This window comes from ANME-2 cluster archaeon, from assembly GCA_014237145.1.
Classification (GTDB): Archaea; Halobacteriota; Methanosarcinia; order Methanosarcinales; family Methanocomedenaceae; genus Methanocomedens_A.
This window is the reverse complement of record JAAXOC010000032.1, coordinates 51,227-71,166: the sequence shown is the minus strand read 5'-3', so window position 1 is coordinate 71,166 and position 19,940 is coordinate 51,227. Positions and strand designations below refer to the sequence as shown.

Below are 19,940 nucleotides of genomic sequence, written 5' to 3'. Positions count from 1 at the left end.
GAGCTACAAGGACGGGCGGAGTATACGGCGGGCGGCTGTGGATTATGCGATACCATACATCACCACGATACAGGCGGCAATGGCTGCTGCCGATGCCATTGAGGCCATGAGCAAGGGGGAACTGGTTATAAAGAGTATTGGGGAGTACCATTTGGAGATGTGAAAACCTGGATGTACTGGTGTTGATGGGGAGTTCTGGAAAAGCAGACTATGCCTTTACTGTAATTGGAAGAAATGTCCTGGTTGTGAAATCCAGTATTTTATTGACGTGCTGCTTCACGGGATTGAAGGAGCACAGGGATGACTCCACATCCATATTGAATTCCAGAGTATAAGGATTGATGCTTAGGTACTAAAGATAAAAAGGAAAGTTATAATGTTCTATTCGTAATTTATATATAAGATTCCAGGAAAAATTTTTGGGTGGCACGTCAAATGGAATTCGTTAATAAATTCAATAGGAACATTAGACTAACTAATGAGCGTTGGAAACATATAACAGATACGCATCCTGAACTTCAAAATTTGTTAAATGAATTAGGTGGTGCGTTAAAAGAACCTGAAATTGTAAAAAATAGCGTTAATAATGAAGATGTAGTATTATTTTATAGGTTCTACGAACATATATACAAAGGAAAGTACATGTGCGTAGTTGTGAAATTGAATGATGAATTAATAATTACAGCATATATTACTGATCGAATAAAAAGAGGCGAAGTCGTATGGAAAAAAAATTGAAATTCTTCTTTGATAAGGAAGGGGATGTTCTTGATATTGCAATTGGTGAACCCACTGAAGCGATATCAAAAGAATTAGATAATGATGTAATTATGCGACTTGATCCTAAAACAGAAGAAATAGTAGGCTTTACCATTTTAAATTTCGAGAAACGTTTTGAACATCTCGATAGTTCAGAAACCTTACCTATTGCTGCTACATTCTCACATATCAGTAAAGCTCTTGAAGTTGAAGGATAAAAATAGATTTTTCCTTTCCATCATATGTTACAGCCCCCTGATTGTGAAATCCAGTATGTTATTGACATGCAACTCCATGAAATTGAAGGGGACTGGGTGCTGCGATGATAAAATTGAGTTACTTTTAAGTAAATGTAATGAATAACTTCTTTTATGTCTGAAGCGATTGACTCAAGGGAGATTAGGCATGAATTAAGAGTAATCAGGGAAGACCTTGATTTTATTAAAGGTCATATGGTTGATGTAGACTCGATCATGACCGAAGAAGATTATCTTTCTTTAAAGGAATACAAAGATGAAAAAAGTTCTTGCAAGCTTACTTCCCATGAGGACCTTAAAAGAGAAATGGGATTGTAATGTTTGATATTAAATATTCCAGACAAGCAGTAAAATTTTTAAAATCCCTGGATAAGATTACTGTTTCCAGAATTCTTACGAAAATTGAAAAACTTAAACACGACCCGATCTCACGCGATTCTAAAATTGTCGAGGAACATAGCGAAAAACTGTTTAGGGTGAGGGGTGAGTGCAAATCCCTGGTCAGCTTAACCTTTAACATCAAACTTGCTTAAGGACATTAAATCTTCAAAGTCAAAAACCAGATATCCCATCTCTCTTAGCTTTTCCTTTCCATTGATTTTTTTCCCGATAATGCCATAAAGTTCGCGGCGCTCGTCGTTGTGCCATTTTACCAGTGCAGCTTTGCGTTTAAGGTCAGCAAGGATGTGTCTGGAGCTTTTTCTGTCCACTTCCTGCCATTTGCATTCAAAAAATGCAATTTCTTTTCCTTCTTCATTCAATGCCATTACATCGATCTCTTCGCCTTTGTGCCACCACCTGCCTATTTTCCGGAAATCAGGGATTAGATGGTGAATTATCTTCTGTTCAACAAAAATCTCGAACCTTTTACCAAAAAATCGGGGCATCTCATTGTTTCTGAGTTTGAATATGCCTTTTTCAATCTCTTCTTTATGCTTAGAAACAAAGTTGAACCAGAAGTCAAAGACCGGGTCTTTTATCAGGTATATGCCTTTTTTCTGGTTTCCAAAAATGGATACCCGCCGCTCAATAAATCCCAGGCGTATCAGGTTCTCAAGGTATGGGTAGATCTTGCGTGCATCTATACCTATAAAATTGGCTATATCTGTGGGTTTTGTGTTGCCAAAGGCTATGGAATTGAGTATGGAAAAGTAGGTTTTGAGTTCCCTGAATTCCTGGGAGATTATAAAGTATGGCTCCCTGTAGAAATAACCGAACTTGTCAAAGAACTCCTTTTCTACAAAGTTTGTAATATCTGTGTATTCCGAAGCTTTGAGAAGATACTCGGGAACCCCTCCGAGTATCATGTATGTTTCAAGAGTTTCCTGGAATGGCATGTTGAGAAATTCGTTTGAGTCTGAGAAGGGAAGTCCTTCGAGAAGTATGTCCCTGCTTCGCCTTCCATATAAGGGAGATGCATGGGACAGGACCATCTCACTCATAAGGCCAAGCATGGAGCCGGAAAGGATTATGCATATATTTGATGAGGATAATGCGGTGTCCCAGTACTTTTGCAGGGTGCTGAGGATGCTTTTGTCACTTTTTATGAGATATGAAAATTCATCTATGGCCAGATAAAACCGCTCAGATGGGCAGTTTTTGGTAAGATAACCGAATAGCTGGTCCCAGTCTTTTATGTCAAGGGTTCTAAGTACCTCGTCCCTGGTGAATTCTGCGATTTTCTCTTGCAGCCTGATTATCTGGATGTGGGGGGAGGTATCTTCAGCAAGATAGAATATCCCGTTCTTGCCTGATGTGAATTCTGTAATGAGACGGGTCTTGCCTATCCGCCGCCTCCCGTAAAGTATTATTAACCGGCCATTGGTTCTGTTCCATTCGTCTTCCAGCAGTGAGAGTTCTTTTTGGCGTCCGATGAATTTACTAATCATGATTAGTACTAATGCGGATTAGTATTTAATGTTTGTGGATGTTCTGGCTGCTGCCGGGCTGGCTTTATCAGTATCTGAGATCATAGGCTGCCGGTACCTTACTGTGGATTCCAAGCCTGAGAGTATGAGTTTCTATGAGAGGCTGGGGTTCAGGGTGGTGGAGAGGTACAGGCAGACTGATTTTCCTGGGATGTTGATATGCAACCTGTTGTGGAAAGGATGCAGCCGGAAGAATCTCTTGCGGATTTTGTGGGGTGATGTTGGTGTTAGCCAGGTATGTGGCTTTAATGAGGAACTGATCATTGAACATCCACAGCTTTCTATTGACATGCACCCCCCTCATTGAAGGGGCACAGGGATGAAGGTTGGAATATTCATAAGTCTAATCCGATTCTACGAGATAGCGCTCAATATCAAGAGAGCCATGAAAAACACCGAGGATGTCGATATTTCTATCAGGTTTTATTAAATAAGCGATGCGGTAGTGGCCATAAAGCAGGATACGTATATGGTGGGAATGATTGCGGTTGTAATAATATCCTGATTCAGGGAATTCTTTTAGGATTTGAACCTTTTTGTAAATGGATTCTATTGTTTGAAGTGCAGCGTCTGGATTTTCTTTCGAGATGTAATCGTAAATGTCATGAAGCCATTGTTCTGCTTCGTGGGTCCAGTTCAATTCGACCATGAACGAATACGACGCTCCATCTCTTTATTGGAAATTGTCCTGCCTTGTTTGGAATCAGCAAGTCCATGTTCGATCATCCTGTGGAAGGCCAACTCCTTAAGGATTTCATCGTATGAACTATCATTTGGCTGATTGTGTATGATATGGATCATCTGTTCTTTTACTGAAGCCATGATAATTTCTTATGCTTTACAGCAATTTCTATTTTGTGGTTCAAGGGTACACAACCTAGATCGTGATCCAGTATGTCAGGGGGACCGCGATCGCAGCAGGCATGCTGTTTATCACGGCGCTGATGGAGCGATACGGGGCTGTCCCGACCAGCCCTGGAGGGTGATGTGGCAGGTTCCTGGTCCTGGCTGTTATCGGGCTGGCTTTGTCAGTGTCAGGGATCATAGGCTACCGTTACCTTACTGTGGATTTCAAGCCCGAAAGTATGAGTTTCTATGAGAGGCTGGGGTTTTAGGGTGGTGGAAAAGTACAAACAGACCGATTTTCCTGAAGTGTACATTGATATGCAGCCTGTTGTGGAAAATATGCAGCCGGAAGAATCTCTTGAGGGTTTTGTAGGGTGATGTTGATGCCATCTGTGTCTAATATTTACAACAATATTTATATATCATTTTGAAATTATTATACAATATGCCAGGTTCTACAGCCTTTGCAATATTCAAGGAACTAAAACAACCAGTTTCCATATCCGAACTTGAAGTTACGCTCGGATTAGACCACTCTACTATATCCCTGATAGTATCTTCACTCGCTGAAGAGGGATTCGTACAAAAAAAAAGGGATGGGAAAAAGGTATTTGTAAAACGGGCAAATACACTTCATGCATGCTCACTGGAAGAGTTTTTGAAAGAATATCCAAGACTCCCTGTAGAAGAAATGTTCTCATATTCATCCCTTGAAATATTGAGTTCGCTGACATACTCCCATACTATCACAGATATCGCTGCAATGACAGGTCTTAACCGGCATACAGTTTCAACAGCAATTTTAAAATTATCCTGGTACGGGATCGTACTTAAAGAAAAAAGAAGATTCGTATTAAATAAACGCCACCGTAAGGCAGCGGATTTTGTAAGCAACTACTGGCGCTATAAGGCAAACCAGCGTCTTTCGGACATTGCAGGGGATGGTATAATACTCTGGCAGCGTGGTCGCGAATTTCTTTTCAAGACACAGACCTACCTCGAACATACCAGCGGACTACATATACAGCCGACTGCAACAACCGTGTTCTCACAATACGATCTTGGAATTATGACTGGAACCAGATACTATTTTCACACAAGACGGGGGCTGTCCGTGGATGACCACATTATCCACACCATGCTTATTGATCCGCTAAATCCGATCATTAACTCCTATGCTGCTGCCCTTGCCATGCGATCAGGTGCAAAAGACCTGTTGAATACAGGGAGGCGTTATGATATGGAAGAACACGCAGCGTCGCTTCTGGAATATCTGAAGATACAGGAGAAGAATAGTGATCGTGTGCTACCATGGAATGAATATATGGATATTTTTGACAGTCTGGTGGTGAGGTAGGATGTTTGACCGTGAATACCTCAAAAAAGAAATGGAAAAACTTGATGGATTGGTAACAGAGCGATTAGACTTCTACCTTATTGGCGGGGGTTCCATGAGTTTCCAGAACCTGAAAGATGCCACCAAGGATATTGATGTGGTTGTCAGATCAGTACATGACTTGAACCTCTTACGAGATGCACTGGTACATATGGGGTATTTTGTCCCGGCTGTGCGACCATACAGACAGATGCAAGCAAGCCTTATCATGGAGAACAGGGACGGTTTCAGATGGGACATATTTGTGATGGTGATATGTGGGGGATTGAGACTCTCGGATGCAATGCTTCACCGTGCTGTAGAACTGTTCCGGTTTGACAGGGTTTCGGTCCATATGATTTCGCTTGAGGATATTTTCATCTTCAAGAGTGTTACTTCAAGGGAGCGGGACAGGGAAGATATGTACCAGTTATTCTTACAGGGTCTGGACTTTACTGTTATACGGGATGAGATCATCTGGCAGAATGAACAGGACAGGAATGCTGCATGGCTTGCGTTCTTCTTTAACGGGGTGGAAGAGGTTGTGGTGCGCTATTCTGTTGTCATTCCATTCTATGAGGAGTTCCATGACCTGGCATATAGTGATATGGTATCACAAATGATACTTGACCGTCTGGGGAAGGGGGATGCTAATGTTGAAGAACTTGTCCAGGAATTGGGAGTTGAGGATATAGAAGTCCACTTGGATAGATTGGTTGAGAAGGAATTAGCAATAAATAATGGCGGCGGCATCTATTCATTGAACAGTGGTGGTCTTCCATCATAACTACAGTGCAGCAATAACCTGGAACATAGGTTCACTGCCAGTGGGGATGCTCTATTGCTGTACTGGAAGTGATGGCATGATACGTGGCTTTCCCGACCACTCGGGGAGGTATGAGGGGGGTGTCTCAGAGACCGGAGTTTTGAGGAGATATGGAGTGGGGGTTTAGGATATACAGGGAAAAGAGGGTGGTTTGTGAGGATGGGAGTGATTATGCTAGGGGATGCTGAGCGATAAAGGGAGCATTTTTAACCAAACAGACATTTAGCACATTTCGGCAACATATGGACATGGTTATCGGTCTGGATTTCCCTGCCTGAAATATAATTATAAGGCTATTTAATTACTATAGCCCCCATTCTTTCTTCGGCTATCCCACCGCGCCCTCTCGCCTCCACTTTGTCCGGGTGGCCGTCCCGCTCTGCTCCCATTCGTCCTTGTGGTGTGGGGGCAGGCAGGCGCTTTATTATTTTGATTTATCGCCGGACCTAATTAATCGCCCAAATATTGTTTCAGTATGTTTATTATTGAATTTTTTCCAGGTATTTTTCACGATCAGTATAGTTATTTTTCCGGTTCAACAGACATACAAGAACAACGTTGTGGGACAATACTGCATAGATAAGTCTTGTTTCATTGCTCTGGATGTTCAGCCTGACCCTAAATACATTATGAATCGTTTTAGAGTGAATCCTTTTGAACTTAAAGGGATTTGCTGAAATCAGTTTAATTTTTTCTTTTATCTGTTCCTTGGATTTTTTATCAAGATTTTCAATTTGCTCAATAAAAAATTCTGTGGCAACAACTTCAAATTTCATTATAGGGCTTTGATAATATCATTCTGATCTTTTATTTTGCCTTTTTCAATGGAAACAGACAATAGCTTTTCAATCAAATCAATCTCTTTAGCAGAAAAAGTTTCATCATATTTGCTATACCTGAATATCTTATCCCTTATTGCCTCAAGAATAAATTCCTGGATATTCCGATAACCAAAGTTCTCAGTGTATTGCTCTGCAGCCGATTGTAATTTTGGAGGCAATCGAAGGTTTATCTGTGTACTTGCAGAAGTCATTGATACCAATATGTATTTATTGGTATTTAATACTACAGCTCTCCCGCCGCCCCCTCTCACCTCCACTCTGCCCGGGTGCCCCTCCCGCTCTGCTCCCATTCGTCCTTGTGGTGTGGGGGCTGGCAGCGTAGGATTTGGTGATGATCATCATAAAATGACAAATGGCTTTTCCAGACAAAATAGAAAACATTCCTGAAAAAAAAGGAGTTTGAAGTGTCAAACTTGGTTACAAGAAAAGTCAGATTCATAAAATTCCATATCATTAGCGATATTTGTAAAACCCATCTTGCATTTCTTAGCAAAATCTCTATCATCAAGGAAGAATTCAATTGGTTTTATATCTTCAAGATTAGTCATCAATTCCTGAAATATCCGTCCATCATTTGTGTCCTTAAAATGAATATCAGCAAGTGATCTTTTCACAATATTGAGCCTATCATGGTTTAAGAATAATATTTCAAAGTCAGGATGAGTCTCTTCGATTTTAAGAATGATCGAATTTGATAGATTTAATGACAGTTCTGATAAAAAATCAGGTAGATTGTCTATTTCATTGTCTTTAAGAAAAATAGAGATTTCATGATATACCAAATTTAGAAAATTAGATAGCACTGGTTTTGCAGCTTTTAAGTTTTTGAACTGCTCTATTAAAAAAGCCTGGGAATCCAATGTACTAATACTGGAGCTCTGATAAATATCTGGTAGAAATCTGATAATATCAACCATAACTTCATTTATTTTATTTCTTAGTACGTTATGGGATTCCTTAATTGCTGAATGACATAAATACAATTGTTCGTTCCGTTTATTATCCATCAAAGCTTTAGATTTTTCATGAAGTCGATCTTTTTTATTAACTATTCCTAAAATGATATTAGTATCAAAAGAAAAATTCATTTTAAGCCTCTAAGACCTCAAAAACAGCATTATAATTTCTTGGAATTAATTCATCATTAAAATTAAATAAGCTCAACTCAGTTACATCATCCTGAAGATCTTGAAAAGAAATCTTTCCCCTGTGAAAAGCCTCGATTCTAAGCAATGAAACATTTATTATTATCCAGATATCAACATCATCCACCTTTTTTAAGGATTCTTTTATTAATTCCTGAATGTTAAAAAAGTATTGATTTAAGACTAATAACTGATTGGTATTTTCAGCTTTGTCCCATATTTTAAATTTTATCTCATCCCGAATTGATGAAATTTTTCCATTTAGTTTTCTCAACGTTATTCTGAAAAGTTCAGTTTGCTGTCTGGGTTCTAAATTTGTTGAAAAGGATTTTAGTTTCTTAAAACTTTCATCGAAATCCTGGAGAATAGCTATTTGATCTTCCAGTTTATTTTCGATAGTTCCTAGATCGTCTTCATAAATATTAATTGAAATAATATCTGTTAAAGCTTCCAATAATTTTTCTCTTGTTTCAAAATCCATTTTCAAAATTTGGTCTAATTCTTTTTGAATCTGATAAAGTCTATGCATTAATCTTAGATAATCAACTGTGCCAATTACTGGTCGCATAACTAATGTAACACTCTCAAAAATATCGGATGAAAAAACATCCAGAATATAGTTAATAGATTTAAATTGGCTGTCAGACGAATAATTGGCGTTCATGATAGTATAATCCTATTAATGACTTAAATCCATTTATAATCTAGCTTATTTAAGTTTATTGTAACTATTCAGCCATACATAAACGTTATCGTCAGACTGAATAGTCTACAAATAGATAATTGCACACAATTGTCAAACACCTTTGAAAACGATGAACTTAGACTCAGTATTAAAAACTAAAAAATGTATCGCCATAGACACAAATGAGCGGATTTTCACCATCTGCATCCGGTCTTAAGGATGGCTGAATAGTTATAGTTTATTATAATGCTTCAAATGCTTACCTGAAATAAAAAATTATCATTTACATCGCCGTTTTCTTCAGCCCCCGTTTTTTCTCCGGCTCTCCTGCCGCCCCCTCTCACCTTCACTCTGCCCGGGTGCCCGTCCTGATCTGCTCTACTTCCCTTGTGGTGTGGGGGCAGGCAGGCGCTTTTCGGTGCCTCGCTGATACATGGGTACCAGCGGTCTGTGGGTGCGGAGTGGATGTTTTGTTTGTTAGCCGCCGGCGGCTGTAAAAATATATAGCAATAGAAATACATATGGTACCCCCTACCCCTGCCACCGCAGCCCATTAGGGCGGCAGGTGGCAGCCAACCTTGTGGATTTGTTTGAACTTTGAACCGGCGATGACCGGATGCGTAGAGCATTTTTCGCCATCTCTGCGTACCTCAGCGAACTCTGCGGTTATTATTGAACTGATTCCAGCTCCCCTCTATTCTTCGGCTCTGCTGCCGCCCCCTCTCGCCTTCACGCTGCCCAGGTGCCCCACCGATCTGCTCCGCCCGTTCTTGTGGTGTGGGGGCTGAAAGGCGCTATTGCATGCGGGTCAGTGGCGGCCTTTTCAGAGCAGGTATTCGTGTTTGGATATGTGAGATGCATAATTTTGAAGTCAGTGCACAGACCAATTACCAGATAAGCTTCAAAAACTCCATCTCTCCCACATCACGACCTTATCAAGGCTTTTTCTCGGTGTAGGCTGTGGAATAGTTAATGGATACCCAAGAGATAGAAGAGCAACTACACGTATATCATGCGGTATATTTAATAATTCTTTGACATTTTCTTCATCGAATGCACCGATCCAGCAAGTTCCAAGTCCTTCCTCAACAGCTTGAAGAGTCATATGATCCACAGCAATTGCAGTATCAATGGGATAAGCCAGTTGACCGCATTTCATTATATATTCCTTTTCAACTGAACAGGCTGCAATTACAACAGGTGCCTCAGCCACAAATCTCTGGTTGCTTGCCGCTTCAGAAAGCAATTTTCTTGTGTTTGCATCTTTTATTACTATAAATCTACGTTCCTGGCGGTTCCCAGCTGAGGGGGAAAGTTTACCAGATTCAAGTACTCTCAACAATTTATCCTCTTCCACATTACGGGAATCATACGATCGTATACTTCGTCTCGATTGAATAACTTTCAGCACAACCATAATATTATATACTCCTTTATTTTTCCAATTTTTATCGGTTAAATATCTAAGTTATTTTACATTTTCATCTTTCTAATTATAGCTATCTCTCAAACGGCTCTGCTACCGCCCCCTCTTGCCTCCCCTCTGCCCTGGTGCCCCCTCCTGATCTGCTCCGCCCGTCCTTGCGGTGTGGGGGCTGGCAGGCGCTTTTCGATTATTTCGGTGGTCTGGGGGAGTGAAGTCCGATAGGCCGACGTGGGTGGGGCTCTAAGAGCATTGACAAAGAAGTAACTAAATTTCGAAATATTATTCAAAGGCTGATTTTAATTGATAATTCCGGTCTCTATCCCTTCTTCGACTCTCCTACTGCTCCAATACAAATCTTATAAAGGTAGAAACACAATTATAGATTGAAAATTATGGATTTCAATTTTGCCTTATCTTCATTTATCACACTCTTCATTATTGTGGATCCTATAGTGAACGTGCCCCTTTTCATGGCAATACTTGCCAATTTCAAAAAATCTGATCGGAAGAAAATGGTCAAAAAGGCCACAATTATTGCAGCTATAGTCTTAATAATCTTCACTCTTGCAGGAGATACAATATTTCGTTTGTTGAGTATAGAGATGTACTCTTTTAGAATAGCAGGTGGTTTACTTTTATTTATTATCTCCATTGAGATGCTCTTCGGTAGAAGGCCACATACTAAAAGCAGTGCTGAGGAAGAAGAAGAGGCATTAATTAAAGAAGATGTCGTGGTTACCCCTCTCGCTGTTCCTTTGCTTACCGGACCCGGGGCTATAACGACAGGAATAGTACTTTTCCATGCTGCAAATGGAACTACAAATAAAATCCTCCTCTTCTTAGATATTGGTCTGGTGTTCCTTATTTCATATTTTATTCTATCCAGGTCCGAAAAGGCATTTGAAATCTTGGGTAAAACGGGAACGATGGTTATTGTAAGGATTATGGGTCTGCTTCTGGCAGCTATAGCAGTCCAGTTTGTAATAACAGGAGTTGAAGAGGCAATAACAGGTATAATTTAGCAGATGTTTATCAGGTCAGAGCTATTTATTTTTTAAGTTTATTTTGATTTCCTTATATTAAACAACTCCCAACGCCCATCCTTTCTTCCACTCCATGCCACCCCATTTCAGTTCACTCATACAGGGTGACCCTCTTGATTTCTGGTTACACTCATTATTCAGTTCTATTCACCGTGGATGAACGCAGATAAACGCGGATACTGCATGCGAAATCTGAGTTCATCTGCGTGTATCTGCGGTTCTTTATTGTTCAAAAGATCATAAGAGAGGCTCTGGCATTCCAGAGTATATTCGTTATTTTTTGATTTATGAGATTGTTAAGGTGTATATTTTTAAAAAATTTATTTATAAATATTTTAATTGAAATTCTAAGTAAAATATAACTATATTGGTTATTTAAGTTCATATTATTGCTAGAAATCTAAAAATAACAATAATTTTGATCTAATCATAACGTATTCATTAGCACCTATCTTAAATACATTTCGATACAGTTGAATTAATTCTTTTGAGTTTGGGCATATATTGTCTCAAAAATTGCCTAAAATCCCTTCAATCCGAACCTTTAGGAGGAAATTTAAGAAAAACTGAACCGTCCTATGTGTTTATTGGCATTTTAAAGCTGTTACATCCATTTTGCCGGAGGCTCAAGAAATTAAAAAGTTTCGCCTATCTTACAGGCCTGTTCATTAACAGTTACCTATTGGACGCAAAAATTCTGTTCCAGTTCGCTGTTGCCGTAGTTCCCGCGCTTGTAGCACAAACACTTTTATCATTCTATTACCAAATGAATGACAGTATTGCAACGCTTTGCATTGCAGGATCTGGTATTCTGCTGCTAGGTGCCTCAAAGATAATACTGGGTCGGTTAGATCCACGTTGGAAAAGCACGATGTTCAGGATTGCCTGAAAGTCCCTGGAGGAATGTATTGCTCAATAGGAAAAAGGATATATTAACGGACTGGGTAAAACCCATAGCAAGGATATTCAGCAGGATAAATCCTAACACAGTAACTATCCTGGCCCTGGTATTCTGCATTGCAGCCGGACTATATTTTGCAGCCGGAAATCTGGTAATTGCAGGATTGATGCTGCTACTTGGCGGTTTCTTTGATGTGCTTGACGGGGCCGTGGCCAGGGAGAACGGCCGGGTCACTAAGTTCGGTGGCCTCCTTGATTCGGTATCAGATAGATATGCCGATGCTGCCGTGTTTTTAGGTATCATGTGGGGAGGGCATGCGGCATTTCCACCTTATATCGGTAATGACTGGCTCTTTTGTGGCTTAGCACCTTATATCGAAAATGACTGGTTCCTTGGTGGCTTAGCACTTACGGGGTCACTGCTTGTCAGTTATACAAGGGCAAGGGCAGAGGCTGGCGGGACAGGGGTACTGAACATCGGGGTGGCAGAGCGGGCCGAGCGTATGATATTGATCATCCTGGGCGCATTTACGGGATTATTGCACTGGGCTGTCCTGGTGGTGGCAGTGATATCCCACCTCACGGTCCTTCAGCGTATGATAGCAGCCAGAAGGATCCTGAAGGAACAATAACCTTTTCTTGTCCCGGTTTCAGGCAGTGGATACTTATGAGCCGGTTTTACCCTTATTACAGTCAGAACTCTTATGACAGGAAGGACCCTTTACACCATCATCCGGCAAGGTGGCCCCATGCTGGTATTTTCCTTTAATTACCAGCTTCCTTTTTTTTCAGGTAATCTTCAATGGCAGCATGCAGCCCATCAGCGGCCAGGTTCGAGCAGTGCAATTTAACAGGCGGCAGCCCGTCCAGTGCATCGGCCACACTGTCCCTGGTGATCTCAAGAGCTTGCTCAATGGTCATGCCCATAGCCATTTCTGTGATCATGCTGCTAGTGGCAATAGCCGCACCGCAGCCAAATGTCTTGAATTTAATATCTGTCAGTTTGCCATCATCGACCTTGATATAGATGTTCATCATATCACCGCAAACAGGGTTACCCACTTCTCCCACACCGTCAGCATCCTCTATCTCGCCAACATTCCTGGGATTGCTGAAATGATCCATTACTTTTTCACTGTACATATTTTTATCACTCTGATATTAAAATTATTGAACGATTTAATAACTTAACAATTAATCTTTCGGAGCAATGGGTGACATGGCCCTTAGTTTTTTCACGATATCGATCAGGTTCTCTACCACATAATCCACTTCATCCATAGTATTCTCGCGCCCCAGTGTGATCCTAAGATTTCCGTGTATCTCTTCTGGTATGATATTCAGAGCCGCAAGTACATGTGAAGGTTCCAGCGATTTTGACGAGCAGGCAGAACCTGTGGATACAGCCACTCCTTTCATGTCGAGCATCATGAGCAGGGATTCGCCTTCCACATAACTAAACCTGACGTGTACGTTATTACACAGACGTTTCGTGGGATGACCGTTCAGGTATGATTCCGGGATTGAGTCCAGTATCTTCCTGATCATGGTATCCCTCAGGTTTTCCAGGTATTTTGTATCACCCTCCAGCCTCTGTTCTGCCAGTTCGACGGCTTTTGCCATGCCCACAATACCAGGGATGTTCTCAGTACCGGCACGTTTTTTCATTTCGTGGCTGCCGCCTTGTGACAGACCCTGGAGCCGGGTGCCTTTGCGTACATACAATGCGCCTACACCTTTTGGTCCATATATCTTGTGGGCAGATATTGACAGCATATCCACACCCAGGTCATCCACATTGACCGACATCTTGCCAACGGACTGGACTGCATCGGTATGTACCAGTACCCCATGCTCATGGGCAATTGCACTGATCTCCTTAATAGGCTGGATGGTGCCAATTTCGTTGTTGGCATGCATGATCGAAATTAATATTGTATTATCAGTGATAGCATCTTCAACATCGGCAGGGTCTACCAGCCCCTGGTCGTCTACAGGTAAATAGGTTATTCTATAGCCTATATCACCGAGATATTTACAAGTGTTTAGTATAGCAGGATGTTCTATCACCGAGGTTATGATATGTTTTCCCTTATTCTTTTTCAGGTAGGCTATGCCTTTAAGGGCAAGGTTATCTGATTCGGTCCCACCTGATGTGAATATGATCTCTTCAGGTTCGGCCCCGAGAAAATCAGCGACCGTTTTCCTTGAACTGATCAATGCCTGCGCTGCCTCCTGCCCGAAAGTATGAAGACTGGATGCATTCCCAAAGAATTCATTAAAAAAGGGTAGCATTGCATTTACAACTTCAGGATCGGGTCTGGTAGTAGCACCATGATCCATATATATCCATACCACTTTATTGTCACCTCGATTTTAGGGGTACATATTTCCCAATATGCATATAATTTCCTGAATCGGTAAATGTAAAATATAGTAATTAGTACATAAAATATATACTATCCAATACGTCCTATCTATTAATAAAAAGTGAAAATTAAACTTTTATCTGTTCCGGGGAAAAACCCCTTTTTACAAGCACATCTTTCATTCTGTTTTTATGATTTCCCTGCAATTCAATTGCATCGCTCTTCACCGTGCCACCACAGGCGAACTTGGATTTAAGATAAGTTATTAGTTCATGTAGATCAATTTCATATGGATCCAGACCTTCAATAACTGTCACTTCTTTTCCATATCTCCGCCGATTTATCTTCACAATAATTCGCTGTTGTTCCTTTGCGACCTCTTCACAGATACAAAGCTCTCTGGGAAGACCGCAAACGGTACACATCTCTGAACTCATTTCTTGAATTGTTCCTCCATATTAGGATAGATACAGCATTATTATATTTAATGCCTTTGTATTGGTTGATACTGATGGTATTAATATATAATGGTACGCCCATTGCTAGTGAGATTTCATATGCGAAAAATATTTTCAGCCAGATGCTGGGATTAATGCTGCATAAGAGCATACCTGAGGATTTTGCCCTTATTTTTGTCCTTAGAAGAGCTGGTACGGTTTGGGTCCATATGTTGTTCATGGTCTTCCCGATCGATGTAATATTCCTGGATTCTGATAAAAAGATTATCGGGACCGCCACACTAAAACCATGGACCGGTTACAAACGGATGAAAAGGGTCAAATATATTATTGAAATGAACCCGGGAACAGTAGAACGATTCAATTTGATACCAGGTGAACAATTGACTTTTAAGTAGTTGACCTTTTAAACAATTAACCTTCTGGGAATGAGGCAAAAATATCATAACTTTTATGCGATGTACCGGACAATAACTATTTAGGGTAATATTTATGGGCATAACGATACTCTGGCTGAACCGTAAGGATATGGATGGGTTGATAGACATACACAATGTACTTCCGGTTGTGGAAAATGCATTCTGGGAGCATGGTCTGGGCAGGGTCCAGATGCCGCCGAAGATTTACCTGGATTTTAAGGCGCACAACGGCGACCTGCGCACTATGCCAGGTTACCTGGAAGACATGGATATCGCAGGCGTCAAACTGGTGAATGTGCATCCCGACAACCCAAAAATCGGGCTGCCTACGGTCATGGCCTTGATGGTATTGAATTCCACAAAGACAGGCGCACCCCTGGCAGTGATGGATGGAACCAGCCTGACCGACCTGCGTACCGGTGCTGCCGGTGGAGTGGCTGCAAAATATCTTTCAAGGGAAGATTCAAGGGTCGTGGGCATGATAGGACTGGGGAGGCAGGCAAGGACGCAGCTTCGTGCCATTATGGCAGTCAGGGACATTAAGAAGGTAAAGATATTTGACAGGTCTAAAGAGTCTACTGTTGCATTTAAAGTAGAGATGGAGAAGGAAATGAGAGTCGAAATAGAATCAGAACCAGATGTTCATGAAGTATGTGATTGTGATATCCTTGTGACTACAACCCCTGTGAAGAGTCCGGTGGTCAAGGCTGGATGGATCAGGGAGGGTACCCATATCAATGCTATAGGGGCGGATGCAGCAGGTAAAGAAGAACTTGATCCAATGATCCTTAAAAATGCAAAGGTAATAGTAGATGCCATCCAACAGGCATCTCATTCGGGCGAGGTGAATGTGCCCATCTCAACAGGCATATTTTCAGTGAACGAGATATATGCTGAACTGGGCCAGGTGGTCAGTGGTATCAAGCAGGGAAGAGAGGACGAAAGTGATATAACAGTCTTTGACTCCACAGGTCTTGCCATTCAGGATGTGGCAACTGCAGACCTGGCATACCAAAAAGCGCTGGAGAAGAAGGTGGGATTAGAACTGGAGATGTTCTGACTTATTAATCCTCATCCCAGCAAATTAAAATCACATCCTTTTTAAATAAGAAAGTCGAAGGTTTACTTACATGTGACTAGTGACTTTGGTAGAGTCGTCAACTTACACGTGGCTAGTGACTTTGGTAGAGTCGTCAACTTACACGTGACAAGTGACTTTGGTAGAGTCGTTAACTTAGTTTAAATGAGGGAAATAAATGAATTTGAATGCAACTTTCATTTCAGGAAGGACTGTTAACCAGGGTTGTAATCTGGAAAACAAGACTTCACAAGCGTATTTTGATGCTGCAGCGTATTGTGAGATGAACTCAGGAGATGCCAGTTCGTTAGGTGTTGAGCCCGGAAACAATGTCAAGGTAACTACAGATCACGGAAGTGTTGTAGTGCCGATGGCAATTTGTGATGGCAACCCGGATGGTTTGGTGTTCATACCCATGGGACCATGGGCCAATGCGGTTGTAGACCCGGATACAAAAGGATGCGGAATGCCCGGATTCAAGGGTATTTCCGCAGTCGTTGAGCCAACTGATGAAAAAGCACCGACCATGCCTGAACTCATGGCCAGGTTAAAATGAGGGAGGTAGGATATGATAATCAAAGATGTACTCTGTCCATTCTGCGGATGTCTGTGTGATGACCTGACAGTGGAAGTGGAGAACAATAAGGTAGTGGATGTGAAACATGCCTGCAAGATAGGCACAAGCAAGATCATGGGCCATGACAGGATCAAGGCGCCCATGATGCGGGACGACAAGAACGGTGAGTTCAGGGAAGTATCCTATGATGAGGCCATTAATGAGTCTGCAAAGATACTTGCCAATTCCAAGCGCCCACTGTTGTACGGCTGGGCATCAGGCGTATGCGAGATGATGAAGAAAGGTGTCCTGCTCAACGAAGAGGTGGGAGGAATTATAGATAATACAGCCAGTGTGTGTCACGGGCCGTCTGCCCTGGGTGTCCACGAGAAGGGACTACCCACCGGTACCCTGGGCCAGTTCGCCAACAGGACCGATCTGGTAGTATTCTGGGGGTGCAACCCGGTACAGGCCCATCCCAGGCATATGAGCAGGTATTCAGTATTTAACAAAGGATTTTTCACTACCAAGGGACGTAAATCCAGGAAAGTCGTGGTATTTGATGTCAGAAAGACCGATACTGCCGAGATGGCTGACGAGTATGTACAGGTGAATCCGGGAGAGGACTATATGGTTATTTCGGCCCTGCGGGCTGTTGTTGCTGATAAAGCCGACGTGATCCCGGATAGCGTAGGCGGTGTGCCCAAAGAGAAATTAGTTGAACTTGGAGAGGCCATGAAGGGTGCGAAGTACGGCATGGTATACTTTGGTATGGGTCTGACACAGAGCCGTGGTAAGTATAAGAACATCGATAATGCGGTGTCCCTTATCACCGAACTGAATGCCCATGGCAAGCACAGTATCCTACCCATGCGCGGTCATTATAATGTGACCGGATTCGGTCAGGTGTGCGCCTGGGAGACAGGTTTTGCCAATGCAGTGGATATGTCAAGGGGCATTCCATACTATAATCCGGGTGAGACATGTTCCAATGACCTGCTGATGCGGGAAGAGATTGATTCAGCTATGATCATTGCCGGGGATGCAGGAGCACATTTCCCCGCCCAGTCCATTGCCCGGATGAGCAAGGTGCCTGTAATACAGGTTGACCCGTTCCACAACCCGACAACCGAGATGGCAAATATCGTGATACCAACCAAGGTATCTGGCGTGGAACTGGAAGGTACAGCATACAGGATGGATTCTGTGAGTCTGCGGATGCGCAAGCTGGTGGATGTGGACTTCCCATCTGATGAAGAAGTGCTGGATAAGATAATTGCAAAGGTAAGAGAGATAAAGGGGGCTTCATCATGAGTGAAATGCTGATAAAGAACGCAACTGTGTATGACCCTATCAATAATATCAACGGGGATATGATGGATATTGCTGTTAAGGACGGCAAGATAGTGGACAGCGTGGGCGGCAGTGCCCAGACCATAGACGCCGGAGGCCGGCTGGTCTATCCGGGCGGTGTGGATGCACATACTCATATCGCTGGCAGTAAGGTGAATGTGGGACGTATTATGCGTCCTGATGATTCACGCCTGAACAATAAACCCAGGACCAAAGTGACCCGGCCCCGTACCGGATATACTGTGCCAAATGTATATTCTATGGGATACGGGTATGCTGAGATGGGATATACCACGGCTTTCGAGGCTGCTGTTCCTATCCTGAAAGCAAGGCATACCCATGAGGAACTGGAAGAGATACCCATCATTGATAAAGCCGGCCTGACCCTGTTCGGCAGTAACTGGATGGTAATGGACGCAATCCGTGAGGATGATCTGGACAGGCTGGCGGCATATGTGGCATGGGGATTGCTGGCATCACGCGGCTGGGGTATCAAGATCGTGAACCCTGGCGGCGGCGAAGCATGGGGATTCGGTAAAAACGTATCTGGACTGGATGACCCAGTTCCTAACTTTGAGGTTACGCCCAGGCAGATAGTCAAGCAACTGGCAGAAGCGAACGAGAAATTGAACCTTCCCCACAGTATACACCTGCACTGTAATAACCTGGGTAAGCCAGGTAACTACGAGACCACGCTGGCAACTTTTGATGTCTGTAAGGACATTAAATCCAAGCGGGATCGTCAGTCATTGCACGTAACCCATGTGCAGTTCAATGCGTGGGGCGGCAACCACTGGGGAGATTTCGAATCAAAGTCAGAACCAATTGCTGATTACCTGAACAAGAACGACTTTTTAACCATTGATATGGGCCAGCTGGTGTTCGGCAGTGCTACCACAATGACCGCAGACGGTCCGGTGCAGTATGCCAATGCCAGGCTGCTTAAGGCCAGGTGGTCAAACGGTGATGTAGAGCTTGAGGATTCGTCAGGTGTTACACCACTGGAATACCATCCACAGAGCTATATCCACGGCATCATGTGGGCGATCGGACTTGAACTGGCCCTGCTGACCAAGGACCCATGGCAGGTGTTGATGACCACGGACCACCCCAACGGCGGGCCGTATGTAAACTACCCGATGGTCATGACAATGCTAATGAGCCAGAAGAGGCGTGAAAAAGAAATGGCAAAGATAGCTGAGTTGACCTTTGAGCGCACAAGCATTGCCGGCATTGACAGGGAACTGGATTGGTATGATATTGCTATCAAGACCAGGGCCGCACATGCTAAGGTGCAGGGAATAATCGAACTGGGCAAAGGACATCTTGGTGTGGGTGCTGATGCAGACATTGCCATCTATGATATTAAGCCTGATGAGACCGATGCCACTATGGAGTTTGATAAGGTGGAAGCTGCATTCAGGCACGCTGCTTATACTATCAAGGGCGGTGAGATTGTGGTAAAAGACGGTGAGATCACTGCTGTGCCCAAGGGCAGAACCTACTGGGTAAAAGCTACTGCGCCTGCGGATGGACATGAGCGGATGATGGAAGATCTGAAGATGAAGTTCAAGAAATATTATTCCGTGAATATGGCCAACTACATGGTACAGGATGAGTATGTAGAGCATCCGGTCGTGTTTGAGACAGGGTACCAGTAAAGGAGGTGTGAAGG

The 19,940-nt window shown here is 42.6% G+C and carries 29 protein-coding genes; 15 read left to right on the top strand and 14 right to left on the bottom strand.

The features are described 5' to 3' along the window. The 4 genes from HF974_04430 to HF974_04415 all read left to right on the top strand — a co-directional run. A partial coding sequence (locus HF974_04430) for a hypothetical protein (protein ID MBC2697587.1) occupies nt 1–163 on the top strand: 163 nt, incomplete at its 5' end. 272 nt (nt 164–435) lie between these two features. Next, on the top strand, nt 436–738 hold the full coding sequence (locus HF974_04425) for a hypothetical protein (protein ID MBC2697586.1): 303 nt from the start codon (nt 436–438) through the stop codon (nt 736–738). After that, on the top strand, nt 723–977 hold the full coding sequence (locus tag HF974_04420; GenBank protein ID MBC2697585.1) for a DUF2283 domain-containing protein: 255 nt from the start codon (nt 723–725) through the stop codon (nt 975–977). Before HF974_04425 ends, HF974_04420 begins: the two co-directional genes overlap by 16 nt. 153 nt (nt 978–1,130) lie before the next feature. Continuing rightward, a complete protein-coding gene (locus HF974_04415) occupies nt 1,131–1,334 on the top strand; it encodes a hypothetical protein (GenBank protein ID MBC2697584.1) in 204 nt (67 codons plus the stop codon). A 188-nt stretch (nt 1,335–1,522) separates the two neighbouring features. Here HF974_04415 and HF974_04410 read toward each other — a convergent pair whose 3' ends face one another. Continuing rightward, nucleotides 1,523–2,905 (bottom strand): ATP-binding protein, encoded by a 1,383-nt coding sequence (locus HF974_04410; protein ID MBC2697583.1) that lies wholly within the window; start codon nt 2,903–2,905, stop codon nt 1,523–1,525. A gap of 28 nt (nt 2,906–2,933) precedes the next feature. Between HF974_04410 and HF974_04405 the strand changes: the two genes are divergently transcribed. Further along, nucleotides 2,934–3,251: a GNAT family N-acetyltransferase gene (locus HF974_04405; protein ID MBC2697582.1), complete on the top strand. Its 318-nt coding sequence runs from the start codon at nt 2,934–2,936 to the stop codon at nt 3,249–3,251. 36 nt (nt 3,252–3,287) lie between these two features. Here the strand turns inward: HF974_04405 and HF974_04400 are convergent, their stop codons facing one another. From HF974_04400 to HF974_04390, 3 genes are read right to left on the bottom strand one after another with little or no spacing between them, the layout of a single operon-like run. Further along, a complete protein-coding gene (locus HF974_04400; protein MBC2697581.1) occupies nt 3,288–3,593 on the bottom strand; it encodes a type II toxin-antitoxin system RelE/ParE family toxin in 306 nt (101 codons plus the stop codon). Then, nucleotides 3,581–3,766, bottom strand: a complete 186-nt coding sequence (locus HF974_04395; protein ID MBC2697580.1) for a hypothetical protein — start codon at nt 3,764–3,766, stop codon at nt 3,581–3,583. The genes HF974_04400 and HF974_04395 overlap by 13 nt, the downstream gene beginning before the upstream one ends. A gap of 55 nt (nt 3,767–3,821) precedes the next feature. Then, nucleotides 3,822–3,989 carry a hypothetical protein gene (locus HF974_04390; GenBank protein ID MBC2697579.1) on the bottom strand — a complete coding sequence of 56 codons (168 nt, stop codon included), beginning with the start codon at nt 3,987–3,989 and terminating at the stop codon, nt 3,822–3,824. Nucleotides 3,990–4,235: 246 nt separating this feature from the next. Between HF974_04390 and HF974_04385 the strand changes: the two genes are divergently transcribed. Together HF974_04385 and HF974_04380 are read left to right on the top strand one after the other, a co-directional pair. Next, on the top strand, nt 4,236–5,147 hold the full coding sequence (locus HF974_04385; protein ID MBC2697578.1) for a winged helix-turn-helix transcriptional regulator: 912 nt from the start codon (nt 4,236–4,238) through the stop codon (nt 5,145–5,147). Between the two features lies 1 nt (nt 5,148). Beyond that, nucleotides 5,149–5,952 (top strand): hypothetical protein, encoded by an 804-nt coding sequence (locus tag HF974_04380; protein MBC2697577.1) that lies wholly within the window; start codon nt 5,149–5,151, stop codon nt 5,950–5,952. A gap of 521 nt (nt 5,953–6,473) precedes the next feature. Here HF974_04380 and HF974_04375 read toward each other — a convergent pair. The 7 genes from HF974_04375 to HF974_04345 all read right to left on the bottom strand — a co-directional run bounded on the left by HF974_04375 (nt 6,474) and on the right by HF974_04345 (nt 10,376). Further along, nucleotides 6,474–6,767, bottom strand: a complete 294-nt coding sequence (locus HF974_04375; GenBank protein ID MBC2697576.1) for a hypothetical protein — start codon at nt 6,765–6,767, stop codon at nt 6,474–6,476. Beyond that, nucleotides 6,767–7,090 carry a hypothetical protein gene (locus HF974_04370; protein ID MBC2697575.1) on the bottom strand — a complete coding sequence of 108 codons (324 nt, stop codon included), beginning with the start codon at nt 7,088–7,090 and terminating at the stop codon, nt 6,767–6,769. The genes HF974_04375 and HF974_04370 overlap by 1 nt, the downstream gene beginning before the upstream one ends. Before the next feature lie 150 nt (nt 7,091–7,240). After that, nucleotides 7,241–7,750, bottom strand: coding sequence for a hypothetical protein (locus HF974_04365; GenBank protein ID MBC2697574.1), 510 nt, complete (start codon nt 7,748–7,750; stop codon nt 7,241–7,243). A 172-nt stretch (nt 7,751–7,922) separates the two neighbouring features. Then, nucleotides 7,923–8,642 (bottom strand): hypothetical protein, encoded by a 720-nt coding sequence (locus HF974_04360; protein ID MBC2697573.1) that lies wholly within the window; start codon nt 8,640–8,642, stop codon nt 7,923–7,925. Between the two features lie 272 nt (nt 8,643–8,914). Then, entirely contained in the window at nt 8,915–9,292 is a 378-nt protein-coding gene (locus HF974_04355; protein MBC2697572.1) for a hypothetical protein, read from the bottom strand. Nucleotides 9,293–9,564: 272 nt separating this feature from the next. Next, nucleotides 9,565–10,080 carry a nitroreductase gene (locus HF974_04350; protein MBC2697571.1) on the bottom strand — a complete coding sequence of 172 codons (516 nt, stop codon included), beginning with the start codon at nt 10,078–10,080 and terminating at the stop codon, nt 9,565–9,567. A gap of 89 nt (nt 10,081–10,169) precedes the next feature. After that, nucleotides 10,170–10,376 (bottom strand): hypothetical protein, encoded by a 207-nt coding sequence (locus HF974_04345; GenBank protein MBC2697570.1) that lies wholly within the window; start codon nt 10,374–10,376, stop codon nt 10,170–10,172. Between the two features lie 96 nt (nt 10,377–10,472). On the opposite strand from HF974_04345, the gene HF974_04340 reads away from it, so the two are divergent. The 3 genes from HF974_04340 (at nt 10,473) to HF974_04330 (ending at nt 12,664) form a co-directional block, all read left to right on the top strand. After that, nucleotides 10,473–11,111 (top strand): NAAT family transporter, encoded by a 639-nt coding sequence (locus tag HF974_04340; GenBank protein MBC2697569.1) that lies wholly within the window; start codon nt 10,473–10,475, stop codon nt 11,109–11,111. 703 nt (nt 11,112–11,814) lie between these two features. Beyond that, entirely contained in the window at nt 11,815–12,021 is a 207-nt protein-coding gene (locus tag HF974_04335) for a hypothetical protein (GenBank protein MBC2697568.1), read from the top strand. A 19-nt stretch (nt 12,022–12,040) separates the two neighbouring features. Further along, complete coding sequence (locus tag HF974_04330) at nt 12,041–12,664, top strand: CDP-alcohol phosphatidyltransferase family protein (protein ID MBC2697567.1); 624 nt, start codon at nt 12,041–12,043, stop codon at nt 12,662–12,664. A gap of 133 nt (nt 12,665–12,797) precedes the next feature. Here the strand turns inward: HF974_04330 and nifU are convergent, their stop codons facing one another. The 3 genes from nifU to yciH form a co-directional block, all read right to left on the bottom strand. Beyond that, entirely contained in the window at nt 12,798–13,175 is a 378-nt protein-coding gene (nifU, locus tag HF974_04325) for a Fe-S cluster assembly scaffold protein NifU (GenBank protein ID MBC2697566.1), read from the bottom strand. 51 nt (nt 13,176–13,226) lie between these two features. Then, a complete protein-coding gene (gene nifS, locus HF974_04320; protein ID MBC2697565.1) occupies nt 13,227–14,390 on the bottom strand; it encodes a cysteine desulfurase NifS in 1,164 nt (387 codons plus the stop codon). Between the two features lie 139 nt (nt 14,391–14,529). Continuing rightward, the gene (gene yciH / locus HF974_04315; GenBank protein MBC2697564.1) at nt 14,530–14,838 is read right to left on the bottom strand and encodes a stress response translation initiation inhibitor YciH; all 309 of its coding nucleotides are present in this window, start codon (nt 14,836–14,838) and stop codon (nt 14,530–14,532) included. Nucleotides 14,839–14,912: 74 nt separating this feature from the next. Here yciH and HF974_04310 point away from each other — a divergent pair, with 74 nt between their 5' ends. The 5 genes from HF974_04310 (at nt 14,913) to HF974_04290 (ending at nt 19,926) form a co-directional block, all read left to right on the top strand. Further along, nucleotides 14,913–15,257, top strand: coding sequence for a DUF192 domain-containing protein (locus HF974_04310; GenBank protein ID MBC2697563.1), 345 nt, complete (start codon nt 14,913–14,915; stop codon nt 15,255–15,257). 100 nt (nt 15,258–15,357) lie between these two features. Then, nucleotides 15,358–16,338: an alanine dehydrogenase gene (locus HF974_04305; protein ID MBC2697562.1), complete on the top strand. Its 981-nt coding sequence runs from the start codon at nt 15,358–15,360 to the stop codon at nt 16,336–16,338. Nucleotides 16,339–16,534: 196 nt separating this feature from the next. Further along, complete coding sequence (locus tag HF974_04300) at nt 16,535–16,912, top strand: tRNA CCA-pyrophosphorylase (GenBank protein ID MBC2697561.1); 378 nt, start codon at nt 16,535–16,537, stop codon at nt 16,910–16,912. A 12-nt stretch (nt 16,913–16,924) separates the two neighbouring features. Continuing rightward, entirely contained in the window at nt 16,925–18,226 is a 1,302-nt protein-coding gene (locus HF974_04295) for a formylmethanofuran dehydrogenase subunit B (GenBank protein ID MBC2697560.1), read from the top strand. Continuing rightward, the gene (locus tag HF974_04290; GenBank protein MBC2697559.1) at nt 18,223–19,926 is read left to right on the top strand and encodes a formylmethanofuran dehydrogenase subunit A; all 1,704 of its coding nucleotides are present in this window, start codon (nt 18,223–18,225) and stop codon (nt 19,924–19,926) included. Before HF974_04295 ends, HF974_04290 begins: the two co-directional genes overlap by 4 nt. The last annotated feature ends 14 nt before the right edge of the window (nt 19,927–19,940 follow it).